The 15952-nt window shown below is 54.0% G+C and carries 15 protein-coding genes; 5 read left to right on the top strand and 10 right to left on the bottom strand.

Annotated features, from left to right (window positions below; translation table 11 throughout):
* Positions 1–10 precede the first annotated feature (10 nt).
* The 4 genes from OGX95_RS14285 to OGX95_RS14270 all read right to left on the bottom strand — a co-directional run bounded on the left by OGX95_RS14285 (position 11) and on the right by OGX95_RS14270 (position 5080).
* Positions 11–1483, bottom strand: coding sequence for a fructuronate reductase (locus OGX95_RS14285; RefSeq protein WP_286629905.1), 1473 nt, complete (start codon positions 1481–1483; stop codon positions 11–13).
* 105 nt (positions 1484–1588) lie between these two features.
* Complete coding sequence (gene uxuA / locus OGX95_RS14280) at positions 1589–2773, bottom strand: mannonate dehydratase (RefSeq protein ID WP_286629904.1); 1185 nt, start codon at positions 2771–2773, stop codon at positions 1589–1591.
* Positions 2774–2793: 20 nt separating this feature from the next.
* Entirely contained in the window at positions 2794–3819 is a 1026-nt protein-coding gene (locus OGX95_RS14275; RefSeq protein WP_286629903.1) for a zinc-binding dehydrogenase, read from the bottom strand.
* Complete coding sequence (locus OGX95_RS14270) at positions 3791–5080, bottom strand: MFS transporter (protein ID WP_048213619.1); 1290 nt, start codon at positions 5078–5080, stop codon at positions 3791–3793. Before OGX95_RS14270 ends, OGX95_RS14275 begins: the two co-directional genes overlap by 29 nt.
* Positions 5081–5384: 304 nt before the next feature.
* Here OGX95_RS14270 and OGX95_RS14265 point away from each other — a divergent pair, with 304 nt between their 5' ends.
* The 5 genes from OGX95_RS14265 to OGX95_RS14245 all read left to right on the top strand — a co-directional run bounded on the left by OGX95_RS14265 (position 5385) and on the right by OGX95_RS14245 (position 11309).
* A complete protein-coding gene (locus OGX95_RS14265; RefSeq protein WP_286629902.1) occupies positions 5385–5603 on the top strand; it encodes a putative quinol monooxygenase in 219 nt (72 codons plus the stop codon).
* A 185-nt stretch (positions 5604–5788) separates the two neighbouring features.
* Positions 5789–6022: a hypothetical protein gene (locus tag OGX95_RS14260; protein WP_286629901.1), complete on the top strand. Its 234-nt coding sequence runs from the start codon at positions 5789–5791 to the stop codon at positions 6020–6022.
* A 351-nt stretch (positions 6023–6373) separates the two neighbouring features.
* A complete protein-coding gene (locus OGX95_RS14255; protein ID WP_286629899.1) occupies positions 6374–7441 on the top strand; it encodes an HlyD family secretion protein in 1068 nt (355 codons plus the stop codon).
* Positions 7438–10185 carry a ribosome-associated ATPase/putative transporter RbbA gene (rbbA, locus tag OGX95_RS14250; RefSeq protein ID WP_286629898.1) on the top strand — a complete coding sequence of 916 codons (2748 nt, stop codon included), beginning with the start codon at positions 7438–7440 and terminating at the stop codon, positions 10183–10185. Before OGX95_RS14255 ends, rbbA begins: the two co-directional genes overlap by 4 nt.
* Positions 10185–11309 carry an ABC transporter permease gene (locus tag OGX95_RS14245; protein ID WP_286630081.1) on the top strand — a complete coding sequence of 375 codons (1125 nt, stop codon included), beginning with the start codon at positions 10185–10187 and terminating at the stop codon, positions 11307–11309. Before rbbA ends, OGX95_RS14245 begins: the two co-directional genes overlap by 1 nt.
* Before the next feature lie 15 nt (positions 11310–11324).
* On the opposite strand, the gene nikR is transcribed toward OGX95_RS14245, so the two are convergent.
* From nikR to OGX95_RS14215, 6 genes are read right to left on the bottom strand one after another with little or no spacing between them, the layout of a single operon-like run.
* A complete protein-coding gene (gene nikR, locus OGX95_RS14240) occupies positions 11325–11726 on the bottom strand; it encodes a nickel-responsive transcriptional regulator NikR (RefSeq protein WP_005121550.1) in 402 nt (133 codons plus the stop codon).
* 49 nt (positions 11727–11775) lie between these two features.
* The gene (gene acpT / locus OGX95_RS14235; protein WP_286629897.1) at positions 11776–12354 is read right to left on the bottom strand and encodes a 4'-phosphopantetheinyl transferase AcpT; all 579 of its coding nucleotides are present in this window, start codon (positions 12352–12354) and stop codon (positions 11776–11778) included.
* Between the two features lies 1 nt (position 12355).
* On the bottom strand, positions 12356–13585 hold the full coding sequence (locus OGX95_RS14230) for a beta-ketoacyl-ACP synthase (RefSeq protein WP_048213607.1): 1230 nt from the start codon (positions 13583–13585) through the stop codon (positions 12356–12358).
* Complete coding sequence (locus tag OGX95_RS14225) at positions 13582–14313, bottom strand: 3-ketoacyl-ACP reductase FabG2 (RefSeq protein WP_286629895.1); 732 nt, start codon at positions 14311–14313, stop codon at positions 13582–13584. Before OGX95_RS14225 ends, OGX95_RS14230 begins: the two co-directional genes overlap by 4 nt.
* Positions 14310–14786 carry a hotdog family protein gene (locus tag OGX95_RS14220; RefSeq protein ID WP_286629894.1) on the bottom strand — a complete coding sequence of 159 codons (477 nt, stop codon included), beginning with the start codon at positions 14784–14786 and terminating at the stop codon, positions 14310–14312. The genes OGX95_RS14225 and OGX95_RS14220 overlap by 4 nt, the downstream gene beginning before the upstream one ends.
* Positions 14783–15952, bottom strand: a complete 1170-nt coding sequence (locus OGX95_RS14215; protein ID WP_286629892.1) for a beta-ketoacyl-[acyl-carrier-protein] synthase family protein — start codon at positions 15950–15952, stop codon at positions 14783–14785. The genes OGX95_RS14220 and OGX95_RS14215 overlap by 4 nt, the downstream gene beginning before the upstream one ends.

The following is a 15952-nucleotide window of genomic DNA, read 5'->3' as shown; positions in this document are numbered from 1 at the left end:
TAACACCACGCTATTGGCTTAGCGCGGCTACCGCTGCACGTGCGCCTACGCTGTGCAATTGCTGACAGGCAGCGGTTACGCGTTCGATAAAGTCTGCGTTATCGCAAAGGTCTCGCCCAAAGATAGTGTCAATTGCTAACAGCGCCCGGACACGTTCTTCTATTGATGGATACTGTTGATAAATAGCCTGATACTGTGCTGACAGCGGATCTATCACCTCAATCGGATGACCTTGTTCATCCACACCGCTGATGTAGCGCATCCAACCGGCGACTCCCAACGTCAGATGGCGAGCGTCTTCGCCTTTTTTCAGATGGAATCGAATGGGGTCCAGCAAGCGTTGCGGTAATTTCTGGCTGCCATCCATCGCAATTTGCCAGGTTCGGTGCTTCAGTGATGGATTAGTAAAGCGTGCGATCAGCAGCTCTGCATAACCCGCAAGGTCTGTTCCTTCCGGCATCGACAGCGTCGGCGCTTGTTCATTGAGCATCAAAGCCAGCGCAGCGTTGCGATACGCCGGGTTGGTCATCGTATCGGCAATCGTTTCATAACCGCCCAGATAACCAAGGTAGGCCAGGAAAGAGTGGCTGCCGTTGAGCATGCGTAACTTCATCATCTCAAATGGCACCACATCTGCTACAAACTGTGCGCCCACGCGATCCCAGTCCGGGCGTCCATTTACAAAGTTATCTTCAATCACCCACTGACGGAACGGCTCACAGGCAATGGCACAGGGATCATCTACCCCAAGCTGTTCAGCGATTTGCGCTAACGTCTCTTCTGTTGCTGCCGGAACGATGCGGTCTACCATCGTGCATGGGAACGTTGCCTGTTCGGCAATCCACTCAGCCAGATGCGGATCGCGCCCGGCGGCTAAACCCAGAACAGCGGTTTTTGCGACGTGGCCATTTTCTCGCACGTTGTCGCAGGACAGCACAGTAAAAGCCTTCAATCCCTGCTGGCGGCGTAGTGCGAGGGCTTCGACGATATAACCAATTGCTGATTTGGGGGACTGTGGGTGAGCCATGTCGTGCTGGATAAACGGATGATTCAGATCCAGCTCGCCGCTGGCGGCATCTGTGCAATATCCTTTTTCGGTGATGGTCAGCGAAACGATGGCAGTTTCTGGACGTGCCATTGCGTGGATAATGGCTTCACAGCCGTCAAATTCAGGATGCAGCGCTTCTTTCATCGAGCCAATAATTTTAAGCTCTGTAGTTTGTGCTCCGCGCTCGGCAACGGTGTACAGCAGATCCTGCGCCTTCAGGTTTTGAATCAGTGTGGCATCATTTCCAGGCATCAGGTTGACCTCACAGATACCCCAGTCGCTGTCACTGCTCTCCAGCAAATGATGTGTATAGAGTGCCTGATGAGCGCGGTGAAAAGCACCGCAACCAAGATGTACGATACGCGAAACGAGGCGTGAACGATCCCAGCGCGGGCGTGGGGTGGAAACCTGGGCGGTGGCGAGATTCTTGTCCATGACAAACTCCTGTCATTGATGATCTTCTTTGATAATGCGCTATCAAAGACCGGTCCTGACTGAAAGTGAAAAACCGCATGGCGGGGATACCATGCGGCAATGTGGTTACTGATTGAAGAAGGCGCGCTGGATAGCCAGTTCAACGCCGCGTACTTCAGCCAGGCCTTTAAGGCGACCAATAGCGGAATACCCTGGATTGGTTTTCTTTTTCAGATCATCAAGCATTTGATGACCATGGTCTGGTCGCATGGGGATGAGTGAGGCATTGCCTTCAGCTTTACGTCGCTGTTCTTCTTCGACTATCGCTTTCACGACGCTGTACATATCGACATCCCCGGAAAGATGCGCCGCCTCATGGAAGGTTTTGGGATTCTCTTCGCGTTGAGTGGAACGCAGGTGCGTAAAGTAAATCCGCGGGCCGAACTGTTTGATCATATCCACCAGATCGTTGTCTGCGCGTACGCCGTAAGATCCTGTACACATCGTAAAACCGTTGGCGCTACTGTTTACGGTATCCACCATCCACTGCATATCTTCTACAGTAGAAACGATGCGCGGCAGGCCCAGAATTGGGCGCGGTGGATCGTCCGGATGAACCGCCATGCGTACACCCACTTCTTCCGCTACCGGGATAATGGCTTTCAGGAACCTGGCGAAATTTTCCCGTAAGGCCGTTTTGTCGATATCTTTATAGGTTGCAAGGTGGCGACGGAATTGGTCCAGCGTATAGCCTTCCTCGGCACCAGGCAGACCTGCAATGATATTTCGCGTCAGCCGGGCTTTGTCCTCTTCGCTCATCTTCGCAAAACGCTGGTGAGCCTGTGCAATTTCCTCCGCGCTGTAGTCCGCTTCCGCACCGGGACGCTTGAGGATATGCAGTTCAAAGGCGGCAAACTCAATCTGGTCAAAGCGCAGAGCCTTTGAACCGTCCGGTAGCACATACTCCAGGTCGGTACGGGTCCAGTCCAGAACCGGCATAAAGTTGTAGCACACGGTAAAGATGCCGCATTGGGCGAGATTGCGCAGCGTCTGCTGGTAATTCTTGATCCACAGATCGTACTGGCCCGTGTGGGTCTTGATGTCTTCATGGATCGGCACGCTTTCCACGACCGACCAGACCAGACCGGCTTTTTCCACGATCGTTTTGCGTTTGAGAATTTCTTCTACGGACCAGACTTCACCGTTTGGAATATGGTGCAGCGCAGTGACCACACCCGTTGCACCGGCTTGACGAACATCGGACAACGACACGGGATCGTTCGGGCCATACCAACGCCAGGTTTGTTCCATCGCTTTATCTCCTGGAAAAATTAATGAAAGGTCGCATTGATCTTCAGATAGCGTTCCGGGTATTGATCGAGTTCCTTCACGGCGTCAGGCACATCATCAATATTCACCACCTTGCTGACGACATCCGCAGGATTAATGTTCAGCGTAGCCAGCATCTGTAACGCTTCTTCGAATTCGCCAGCACTGGTACGTGATCCGCGCAGATCCAACTCTTTAAACGTGATCAGGTTAGTGGGTAACGATGTCTCCTGTTTTGGCCAGCCGGTGAAAGCAATACGACCCGCAAACGAAGCAAGATCCAGCGTTTCGCGAATTGCACTGTTGGCACCAGATGCTTCGACGACAACCTGCGCCATCGTCCCTTGCGTGATATCTTTTATCGCCTCAACAACCTGGGTGTTCGACGGATTGATGACGTAAGGCACACCCAGCGATTTTGCGTACTGAAGTCGTTCGTCCACGATATCGATCAGAATTGGCGTCGCACCGTAGCGCAATGCGCTCAATGCTGCCATCAGACCAATCGCACCGGCTCCAATAATGGCGATATGCTCCCCGGCCGTCAGTTTGGCGCGATGTAGCGCATGCAGTGCGATCGTCAGTGGTTCAGCCAACGGAGCCATCTCAGTGGCGACGTCATCCGGGATTTTGTGAATCAAATGCGCGGGGTGAGCAACCACCTCCTGCATCGCACCATCAATATGTACGCCAATGACCTTCAGGTTTTCACAGCAATTTGTTCTCCCCACTGAGCAGGGATAGCAATGACCACAATAAATATAAGGATCAACAATAACGCGGTCACCTTCCTTAATATTTTCTGGCATGCCATTGCCTTGTTTAATAACAATACCAGTGACTTCATGTCCAATAATACGTGGATAGGTCACCAGGGGATTAGTGCCGCGAAATGCACCTATATCAGAGCCACATATTCCAGCAGCATCAACTTTTATTAATACTTCATTATCTTTCTTTTCTGGATAATCAACCCAACGGGTTTCAATTTCACCAGGTTTATTGATGTAGACAGCTTTGACTTTCATTTGTTTTTAATCCTTTATTTTTGACAAATACGAATACCAGACAGCTGGAAACAATCGCAATAGCACCAGCCAGATAGAATGCGTAATCATATTTACCGCTGAACTGAACAATAAATCCGGTGACCAGAGGGCCAATAATTCCGGATATATTTGCCAGCCCATGCATGGCGCCACCGACGCTACCCACTTTATCTTTGTGCACGACATCCTGAATAACTGCCCAATAAATAGGACCAGTCAAATACAGCAGGAATAACGAGACTGACATCAGTCCAACGGCACTGCCGATAGTGGTAACCGTTCCAGAAACCGCCACACAGATTGCCGCTCCAGCCAGGCAAACACCGAGAATGAGACGGCGAGAAAGCAGGGCATTGCCCGTTACCCGATAGATAAAGTCAGAGCATACGCCACCCAATACCATGCCGATTGCACCAATCACCCAAGGAATCACGGTTGCAATACTGATTTCTTTAATATCAAGATGTAGCGAGTGGTTCAGATAGCTTGGGAACCAGGTCAGGAAGAAAAAGAGTATGTAGTTATAGCTGAAGAAGGCCAGCGTCGTTGCCCACACCATCGGCTGCTTCATGTAGTAGCCGAGAGAAGGCATCGCTTTACCGTCATCCGCTAAAATGATGTCATCATGGTTTTCAAAATCGACCCGTTCTTCCGGGGCAAGGTGTTTACTTTTTGAGGGTTTATCACTGGCAATGAAATACCAAAGTAATACCCAGGCTAAACCAAACAGGAAAATAATACCGAATGCCGGACGCCAGCCTAATGAAAGAGCCAGCAGGCCAACTACCGGACCGGAAATTGCGCCACCCAACGGCGATCCAGCGCTGAAAATACCGATAGCAGTGGCAGATTCTTTACGCGAAATCCAGTTGTTGATAATTTTGTTACCTGCAGCACTGACCGGCCCTTCAGCCATGCCGAATAATACGCGAACAGCCAGCATAGTCCATAAGCCAGTAACCAGACTGGTCATCCCACAAAATACTGACCAGAGTAATGCGGCGACCAGAAATACTGTTTTGGGGCCAAATCGGTCACTGGCCCAGCCACCGATAAAGTTAAATAGTGCATAACCAACAAAGAATGCGCTGAATATCATACCCATCTCAGCAGCATTGAATCCTAATTCCTTTTCGATGAGTGGAGCGGTGATCGACAATGCTGAACGATCCATATAGTTAAGCATGTAAACTATAAAAAGAAGAAAAACGATAAGCCATCCCATTGTTTTTCTTTTCATGATATATCCTCTTATTGTGGTCTAGCGGCCTGACCACAATATTTAAAACCTATTTTAAGATCACCATTATTTTGATGTGAATGTGATCAACATAACGAAAAATTAGCGCTTTAAATAATCATGTTCAAATGTGAGTGGGTATATATTTATGAATTTTAAGGTTTTTGTTGTTAACGGTGAAATTTAGGATAAAAGCGAACTTCGTATTCAACACCTATTTTGGGTGGATATTGCAATAGCGTCGTACAGGCTGACCGAAATGTGTTGCCGCCGATAGTGGCATCAGGCTTCCGGGAGCCCGGCTATGGAGAATTCACAACTTTTTGTTATTGCACATTACTTTTCTCGTCAGGGAACGGGGGACAAGGTCAATGATGTGCTCAGACTGCTGGCAGAGGCGACGCGTAACGAACCTGAAAACATCACCTATACGTTTTTCCGCTCGACAGAAGACGACGACCGCTTCGTTATTGTTGAAACCTATCGTTGTCCTGAGGGCCTCGAGCTTCATCGACAAACGTAGCATTTTCAACGTATTGGCGTTGGGATTATCAATCCGTTGCTTGAGCGTAAAGAGGTGAAAAGCTTTCTCACTCATGCCGATGCACCGCGTAGTTAAACGCTGGCCATTTTTACTACCAGGAGTACATCAATGAACAATGTCATGAAGGATTTTACGTTTTCAACTGTACCGGAAATTATCGTCGAGTGGGCGGGAGCATCCCGAGCTGGGGAGATTATTCAGCCGCGATATTTATTGCTGCGATGGTACGCATTATTGCTGAATCTGGTGCACTGAAAAGGTGGCGCGATGTCGATATACCTGCTGAAACACTGGCGATATTGGCTCAGGATGCCATGCAACAGACCCGTTTACTGGATAACAATCCTGTGACGCTTACTGAAGGCGATGCGTTGCGACTTTATCAGCAAGCTTTTTAAGCACTATAGGTGTCCGGCGAGCGGATTGCCGGACACTGTTTTGGTCGATGACATCGCGAGAACAACCGAATAGACATATCGAATCCAGGTGTTAGTATTCAATAGATAGCAGTTATGAGTATGCGTGTTTCATTTCCGGCCAGGAACGCTGATGATGACAACATTACTACCCGATTTCACAGCATTTTCGTCATTCACTTCCTTCGCGGTAAGCGTTGCCTTAACGCCTGTCCGCTCTTTGGCCATCGTTTTTCATTCCTTCTCATCCCGGATGGAATCTCTCACTGAATAGCTGTTCAGTGGGTTTTGTGACACGCATCGTTTGATAACAGGGATTACGGCGGGTCGAATATGGATAAGTTTAAGCGTCATTTGGTGTGGTGGGGAGCGGGCATCCTGGTGGTGGTGGCCGCGATAGCATGGTGGATGCTACGTCCTGCGGGGATACCTGAAGGGTTTGCAGCCAGCAACGGCAGAATTGAAGCCACTGAAGTGGATATCGCCACCAAAATTGCCGGACGTATTGATACGATCCTCGTGTCGGAAGGGCAGTTTGTCCGTCAGGGCGAGGTGCTGGCGAAAATGGATACCCGCGTGCTGCACGAGCAGCGACTGGAAGCGGTCGCGCAAATCAAAGAAGCGGAAAGTGCGGTGGCGGCGGCACGGGCGCTGCTGGAACAACGGCAAAGTGAAATGCGGGCCGCGCAGTCGGTAGTCAAACAGCGTGAAGCAGAGCTGCAGTCGGTCTCTAAACGCCACCTGCGCTCCCGTTCACTGTCCCAGCGTGGTGCGGTGTCTGAGCAACAACTGGATGACGACAGGGCCGCTGCTGAAAGCGCGCGTGCTGCGCTGGAATCGGCAAAAGCACAGGTCTCTGCCGCGAAAGCTGCGATTGAAGCCGCCCGCACCAGTATTATCCAGGCACAAACCCGGGTCGAAGCTGCACAGGCTACCGAACGACGCATTGCAGCAGATATCGATGATAGCGAGCTTAAAGCCCCGCGCGACGGGCGCGTGCAGTACCGCGTGGCTGAACCGGGCGAGGTGCTGTCAGCAGGCGGGCGCGTGCTGAATATGGTCGATCTCAGCGATGTCTATATGACGTTCTTCTTGCCGACCGAACAGGCTGGCCTGCTGAAGATTGGCGGTGAAGCGCGACTGGTGCTGGATGCCGCGCCGGATCTGCGTATTCCGGCAACCATCAGCTTTGTCGCCAGCGTCGCGCAGTTTACGCCGAAAACGGTTGAAACCAGTGATGAGCGGCTAAAACTGATGTTCCGCGTGAAAGCGCGTATCCCGCCGGAGCTGTTACAGCAGCACCTGGAGTACGTGAAAACCGGCCTGCCGGGCATGGCCTGGGTGCGTCTGGATGAACGTCGCGCCTGGCCTGACTCCCTGGTGGTGAGGTTGCCGCAATGACGCATCTGGCGCTGGTTCCCGTTCCTCCCGTGGCGCACCTTGACGGCGTGAGTCAGCATTACGGGACAACGGTCGCGCTGAACAATATCACGCTGGATATCCCCGCCCGCTGTATGGTGGGGCTGATTGGGCCGGATGGCGTCGGAAAATCGAGCCTGCTGTCGCTTATTTCCGGTGCGCGGGTGATTGAACAGGGTAACGTGATGGTGCTGGGTGGCGACATGCGTGACCCGAAGCATCGTCGTGATGTCTGCCCGCGTATTGCCTGGATGCCGCAAGGGCTGGGTAAAAACCTGTACCACACCCTGTCGGTGTATGAGAACGTCGATTTCTTTGCACGGTTGTTTGGCCATGACAAAGCGGAGCGTGAAGCACGGATTACCGAACTGCTGAACAGCACCGGGCTGGCGCCGTTTCGCGACCGCCCTGCCGGGAAACTCTCGGGCGGGATGAAACAAAAACTGGGGCTGTGCTGTGCGTTGATCCACGACCCGGAATTGCTCATTCTTGATGAACCCACCACGGGGGTAGACCCGCTGTCACGTGCCCAGTTCTGGGATCTGATTAACAGCATTCGCCAGCGTCAGACCAATATGAGCGTGCTGGTCGCCACCGCGTACATGGAAGAAGCCGAGCGCTTCGACTGGCTGGTGGCGATGAACGCGGGTGAGGTATTGGCCACCGGCAGCGCGCAGCAGCTACGCGAACAAACCACCAGCGATACGCTGGAGCAGGCGTTTATCGCGCTGTTACCCGAAGCCCAGCGTCAGGCGCATAAACCGGTGGTGATCCCGCCGTATCACGCTGAGCAGGAAGAGGTCGCCATTGAGGCGAAAGATCTGACCATGCGCTTCGGCAAGTTCGTCGCTGTTGACCACGTTAACTTTCGCATTCCCCGCGGGGAGATCTTCGGTTTTCTCGGCTCCAACGGCTGCGGTAAATCCACCACCATGAAGATGCTCACCGGGCTGCTGCCCGCAAGCGAAGGTGAGGCGTGGTTGTTTGGGCAAGCGGTTGACCCGAAGAATATCGATACCCGCCGTCGGGTGGGCTATATGTCGCAGGCGTTTTCGCTTTACAGCGAGCTGACCGTGCGGCAAAACCTTGAGCTTCATGCACGGCTGTTCCATATCCCCGAAGCGGAAATCCCCGGGCGCGTGCAAGAGATGAGCGAACGCTTTTCGCTGACCGATGTTGACGATGTGCTGCCTGGTGCCTTACCGCTGGGGATTCGTCAGCGCCTGTCGCTGGCCGTGGCGGTGATTCATCGCCCGGAAATGTTGATTCTCGACGAACCGACTTCCGGTGTTGATCCGGTGGCGAGAGATATGTTCTGGCAACTGATGGTCGATCTGTCGCGCCAGGATAAAGTGACCATTTTTATTTCTACCCACTTTATGAATGAGGCGGAGCGCTGCGACCGTATGTCGCTGATGCACGCCGGAAAAGTGCTCGCCAGCGGTACGCCGCAGGAACTGGTGAAGCAGCGTGGCGCAGCCAACCTGGAAGAGGCGTTTATCTCCTGGCTACAGGAAGCAGCGGGCCCGGCACCGGAAACGACGCTTTCGCAAGCGGCTGCCCCGGTGGTGCATGAACACAGTCAGCCGCCACGCCAGGGTTTTAGCCTGCGGCGCTTGTTCAGCTACAGCCGGCGTGAAGCGCTGGAGCTGCGGCGCGACCCGGTGCGTTCAACGCTGGCGCTGATGGGTACGGTGATCCTGATGCTGATCATGGGTTACGGCATCAGCATGGATGTGGAAAACTTGCGTTTCTCCGTACTCGACCGTGACCAGACCGTCAGCAGCCAGGCGTGGACGCTGAATCTGGCGGGATCGCGCTATTTTATCGAGCAGCCGCCGCTCACCAGCTATGACGAGCTGGACAAGCGTATGCGCTCGGGCGAAGTGGCGGTGGCAATAGAAATCCCACCCAACTTTGGCCGCGATATCGCGCGCGGAACGCCGGTTAAGATTGGCGTCTGGGTTGATGGCGCGATGCCGAGCCGGGCCGAAACGGTAAGGGGTTACGTACAGGCAATGCACCAGACCTGGCTGCAGGATGTGATGGCGCGTCAACCCAACGCCAGCGGGCAAAACGGGCTGATGACCATTGAAACGCGTTATCGCTATAACCCGGATGTGAAGAGCCTGCCGGCGATTGTTCCGGCGGTGATCCCGCTGCTGTTGATGATGATCCCTTCCATGCTCAGCGCACTCAGCGTGGTGCGCGAAAAAGAACTGGGATCGATTATCAACCTGTACGTTACTCCTACCACCCGTAGTGAGTTTTTACTCGGCAAACAGTTGCCGTACATCGTGCTGGGGATGCTTAACTTCCTGCTGCTGTGCGCGTTGTCGGTGTTTGTGTTCGGCGTGCCGCATAAGGGGAGTTTTTTAACCCTGACGCTGGCCGCGCTGCTGTACGTCACCATTGCTACCGGACTGGGGCTGTTAATCTCCACGTTTATGAAAAGCCAGATCGCCGCCATTTTTGGTACCGCGATTATCACGCTGATCCCGGCAACGCAGTTTTCTGGGATGATCGACCCGGTGGCTTCGCTGGAAGGGCCGGGCCGCTGGATTGGTGAAATTTACCCGACCAGTCATTTTCTGACCATTGCGCGTGGAACGTTCTCTAAAGCGTTGGATCTGATGGATCTGTGGCAGCTGTTTATCCCGTTGGCAATCGCCATTCCGGTGGTGATCGGTCTGAGCGTATTACTGCTGAAAAAACAGGAGGGATGATGCGCCGATTACGCAATATTTATAATCTTGGTATCAAAGAGTTGCGCAGCCTGCTGGGCGACAAAGCGATGCTGACGCTGATTGTTTTCGCTTTCACGGTATCAGTTTACTCTTCCGCCACCGTCCTGCCGGGTTCGCTGCATCTTGCGCCGATTGCTATCGCCGATATGGACCAGTCGCAGCTGTCGAACCGAATTGTGAACAGCTTTTATCGCCCGTGGTTTTTACCGCCGGAGATGATCACTGCCGATGAAATGGATGCCGGTCTGGATGCCGGGCGCTATACCTTTGCTGTGAATATTCCACCTGATTTTCAGCGCGATGTGCTGGCAGGACGACAGCCGGATATTCAGGTTAACGTGGACGCCACGCGAATGAGTCAGGCGTTTACTGGCAACAGTTATATCCAGAATATCATCAGTGGCGAAGTAAACAGCTTTGTGGCGCGTTACCGTGACAACACTGAACCGCCGGTGGCACTGGAAATGCGCATGCGCTTTAACCCTAATCTGGAGCCTGCCCGCTTCGGGGCGGTGATGGCAATTATCAACAACATTACCATGCTGGCGATTGTGCTCACCGGGTCGGCGCTGATCCGCGAACGTGAGCACGGGACGATAGAGCACCTGCTGGTGATGCCGGTGACACCGTTTGAAATCATGATGGCAAAAATCTGGTCGATGGGGCTGGTGGTGCTGGTTGTTTCCGGGTTGTCGCTGATGTTGATGGTGAAAGGGGTACTCGGCGTGCCGATTGAAGGCTCGATACCACTATTTATGCTGGGTGTGGCGCTGAGCCTGTTTGCGACGACGTCGATCGGTATTTTTATGGGGACACTGGCACGGTCGATGCCGCAACTGGGATTGCTGATGATTCTGGTGCTGTTGCCGTTACAGATGCTCTCAGGGGGCTCTACGCCGCGTGAAAGTATGCCGCAGGCCGTGCAGGACATCATGCTAACCATGCCGACCACCCACTTTGTCAGTCTCGCGCAAGCGATACTCTATCGCGGCGCCGGGTTGGATATTGTCTGGCCACAGTTCCTGACGTTACTGGCGATCGGCAGCGCGTTCTTCCTGATAGCCTTGCTGCGTTTCAGAAAGACGATTGGTACCATGGCGTAAACATCATTGCAGGGCTCACTCTTCTTTCGGCAGGCACTGCAAATGACCATGACGTACGCCGCGCTGGGAAATCACATCATCGGCAAAATGCTGAACATCGCCCATATCACCTTTCAGAACGGCGATTTCCAGGCAGTCGTCATGGTTGATGTGAACGTGTAGCGTAGCGACCGACAAATCATGGTGATGGTGCTGCGTCGACACAATGCGGCTGGCCAAATCACGCTTCTCATGTTCATAAACATACGAGAGTACCGCGAAGCCCTGAGTGCCATGCTCCTGGGTCGTTTCCTGCGCCAGCGCTCCACGCAAAATATCGCGAATCGCTTCAGAACGGTTGTTGTAACCACGGCGCTGGCTCAGGCTGTCCAACGTTTCCAGTAAATCGTCATCGAGAGTAATGGTGACTCGTTGCATCTGCAGTTAACCTTTCATGTCGCGCCTCGGCGCACAGGGAATGCGGGAGTTACAGCCTCTGCACGGCGTCGGCTGTCAGGGTAAATGGCGTTGGCGTGCACACGGCCAGACTCAGTGTTTCGAGCTGGCACTGGCTGACAGAGAGCGAGGTTGTCAGCGTAGTGCTATCGACGCTGACAATTTGCCAGGCACTGCCGCCACGCTGCTTAACGATGGCTTCTTTGCGCGTCCAGATGCGCCAGAAAGTCGCCAGTTGGTGGTCCGGATGTTCTGCTTCGATTTCGGCATGTTCCCCAAGACTGAACACCGTATTCGCCAGCGTCTTCCAGTTTTCGCGCGGGCGCACGACTTCAATATCACAGCCCACTTCCCCTTCGTCGCTAAGCAGCAGAGCAATGTCATCACCGCTGTGGCTAAGATTGAACCACAGCGGCGTGTCGGCTGAAAAGGCCGGTTTTCCTTGCTCACCGTAGACGATATCAGGCAATGGCGAAAGGGCATGGGAAAGCAGCACGCGGCCCGCCAGCCAGCGTGCGCGGCGAGCACCCTGCGGTGCCTGCTCATAGAGAGCATGAGGCAGTACGCCGGTGCTTAAATCAGAAACTTTCCCCAGAACGATCCGGTACATATCACGGCCAACGTTTGATGATGATAGAAGTATTGATGCCGCCAAACGCAAAGTTATTGCTCTGCAAAAACTCGCAATCAATCTTGCGGGCTTCACCCATAATGTAATCCAGCGCGCCACAATTGGCATCTGGCTGACTCAAATTCAGCGTAGGCGCAAACCAGCCTTCACGCATCATTTGCAGACTCATCCAGGCCTCCAGTGCGCCACAAGCGCCAAGGGTATGCCCAAAATAGCTTTTAAGCGAGGATAGCGGCACATTATCACCATAAATTGCGGCAGTCGCCTGACTTTCTGCAATATCGCCACGATCGGTTGCGGTACCGTGCGCTGAAATATAGCCGATATCCCGGGCGCTAATACCGGCCATGCTCAGCGATTTTTCCATGCAAATCTGCATTGTCTCACGCTGTGGCTGGGTGATATGGGCAGCATCGCAGTTAGTGGCAAAGCCGACGATTTCACCGTAAATCGTTGCTCCGCGTGCTTTGGCGTGTTCCAACTCTTCCAGCACCAGCGTACCTGCACCTTCCCCGATGACCAGACCATCGCGTTTTTCATCAAATGGGGAGGGGGTGGTTTTCGGTTCGTCGTTGCGTTGGCTGGTGGCGAACAGCGTATCAAATACGGCGGCTTCAGAAGGGCACAGTTCTTCTGCACCGCCGGCAACCATCACCGTTTGATAACCGTGTCGGATGGCTTCCCATGCGTAACCAATTGCCTGGCTACCGGAGGTGCAGGCGCTGGAGGTCGGGATGACTCGCCCACGCAGGCCGAAAAACAATCCAGTGTTAACGGCAGTGGTGTGCGGCATCATTTGCACGTAGGTCGTGCCGGTGATGTTATTGGTATGCTTCTCGGTCAGCATGGTCGCAAACTCACTCACTGGCCCGGTGCTGCCTGTGGAGGAACCGTATGCTATTCCGGTTTCACCGTTGGTCAGTACCCGATCGCCAATCAGTCCGGCTTGTTCTAACGCCAGTTCTGATGCGCGAGTGGACATCAGCGACACGCGGCCCATGGCGCGAATGCGTTTGCGGGTATAGTGTTCCGGCAGCGTGAAGTTGTCGATTGGCGCGCCCAACAGCGTGTGCAGTCCGTCATAAACCTGCCACTCCGGCATTTTGCGTACCGCATTTTCATACGCCAATAGCCTGGCGGAGACATCCTGCCAGTTTTCCCCAAAGGCGGTGACGCCGCCCATGCCTGTAATCACGACGCGACGTGTCATAACATCCCTCCATTGATGGAAATCACCTGGCGAGTGACATAGCCCGCCACATCCGACATTAAATAACTGGCAAGCCCGGCCACTTCTTCAGCCTGACCTATCCGTTTCATGGGGATCATCGACATCGCTTCTTTCAATGCAGCTTCTTCCATCTCGATCATCCCGGTATCAATCAGTCCCGGTGCAATGCAGTTTACGGTAATTTTGCGTTTTGCCAGTTCGATGGCCAGCGCTTTGGTGGCGCCAATAATACCGGCTTTTGCTGCACTGTAATTAACCTGACCGCGGTTGCCCATCACGCCGGAAACCGAAGACAGTGTGATGATACGTCCCCCCTGGCGTGCACTAATCATTGGCATAATGCACGGATGAATGACGTTGTAAAAGCTGTCGAGGTTGGTGTGGATCACCGCATCCCAGTCGTTATCGCTGAGCGCAGGGAAGGCGGCATCACGCGTCACCCCGGCGTTGCTGACAATGCCGTACCATGCGCCGTTAATCTCAATATCGTGCTCCAGTACTTCACGGCACTGCTCGCGATTGGCAACGTCAAACGTCAACAGACGCCCTGCGCCGCCAGCGGCGAGGATAGCCTCCAGCGTGTCTTGTGCACCTTGCGCATCGCGATGATAGTGCACGCCGACCACAAAGCCGTCTGCCGCCAGTTGTCTGGCGATGGCGCGACCGATACCTTTGCTGGCACCCGTAACTAAAACTGAACGACTCATGTGGACGCTCCTTGTTGAAATAGCGTGTTAATTTCTTCTGCTGTCGGCTGGAAGGTGTTGACGCGACCGGTTGCCAGCGTCTTGTTGTCTGCCTGAATGACGCATTCAAAGCTACCGAATCGTGCATCCTGCATCAGCAATTTGACATGAATGCTCAGCATCTTCCCGGCAGGCAGAACACCCGCAGCACAGACTAACTCGCGTGCGCCCAGCACCATACCTAACGCAATACTCGCCTGACCGTGTTGCTGGCGGTGCCAGCCAGACCAGACACCAATGGTCTGCGCCATTAATTCCAGTGCGAACCAGCCGGGCAGATTGCCATCAGGGTCGAGGAAAGGGGCCAGTACGCTGTTTGCTGATACCGTCACGTGGCAGGTGGCGGTTTCGTCCGCCACACTGACGACCTCTTCAAGGAGCAGCATCGGCGCATCATGCGGTAAATAATCGCCCGGAGATAAATAGTGGCTCATGAGATTCTCCCGAGCAGGATGCTGGCATTATTACCGCCGAAGGCGAACGAGTTAGATAAGATTACCGGACGAGTCAGCGGCTGCGGCTGTGCAATGATGCCGCAGGGTGGCAATGTTTCATCGCGCGGCGACTGGCTAAAATCCTGCGGTGGCAGCGGCAGGTTGCGTTGCAGAATCAGCATACTGATCGCTGCTTCGGTGATCCCTGCAGCGCCCAGCGTGTGCCCGGTCAGGTGTTTGGTCGAACTGCATGGGACCGTGTCGCCAAATAGTGTGCTCACGACGCTGGACTCAATCTGATCATTTAGCGGAGTGGCCGTTCCGTGCAGATTGATATAGCCCACGTGTTCCGGTGTCATTCCTGCGTCGTTAAGCGCCTGGCCTATAGCGCGAATGGCACCTTCTCCCTGCGGGTGGGGAGCCGAAATATGGTACGCATCGCTGGATTCGCCGACGCCCAGGAGCGCAATGGGCTGTGGCTCGCGGGTTAATACCATCAATGCGGCACCTTCGCCGATAGTGATCCCATTGCGGTCGCGGCCAAACGGCTGACATCGCGTTGGGGAGAGCGATTCCAGACTGTGGAAACCGTTGATGGGCATCCGACTTAGCGTATCGGCACCGCCGACAATGGCAATATCCACCAGACCAGATTCGATTAAGCGACGCCCGCTCATGATAGCCCGTGCACTGGACGAGCAGGCGGTTGAGAGCGTAAAGGCCGGGCCATCCAGCGCCAGCCAGTGGCTAAGAAAACGCGACGGATCGCCCAGTTCCTGCTGCGGGTAGCGCCAGTCGGTGCTCTCTTTGTCGTTGAGCATCAGATCAACGTGAACGTCACCTTCATCCAGACCGGAGGTGCTGGTACCGAGAACGACAGCAATACGATCGCGGCCAAACCGGGCGATAGCGTCGTCCACCTGTGGCTGGATTTGTGCCAGTGCTGCCAGCAGTAGCTGGTTATTGCGCGAACGATGTGCGCTAAATTGCTGAGGGATCGCGGGCAGCTCACCGTCTACGCCTGCTAATACGGCGGGTGGATGTCCTTGCAGCCAGTTCGCGCGCGGGCGCATTCCCGGCGCTATGCCACGTGTGAGGTTGGCTGCGATTTCATCGGTGTTATTGCCCAACGCGTTAATCATGCCAACGGCAGAAATGTAGATCAT

Source organism: Citrobacter sp. Cu233 (assembly GCF_030332225.1).
Lineage (GTDB): Bacteria > Pseudomonadota > Gammaproteobacteria > Enterobacterales > Enterobacteriaceae > Citrobacter.
This window is presented reverse-complemented; position numbering and strand designations above follow the sequence as displayed.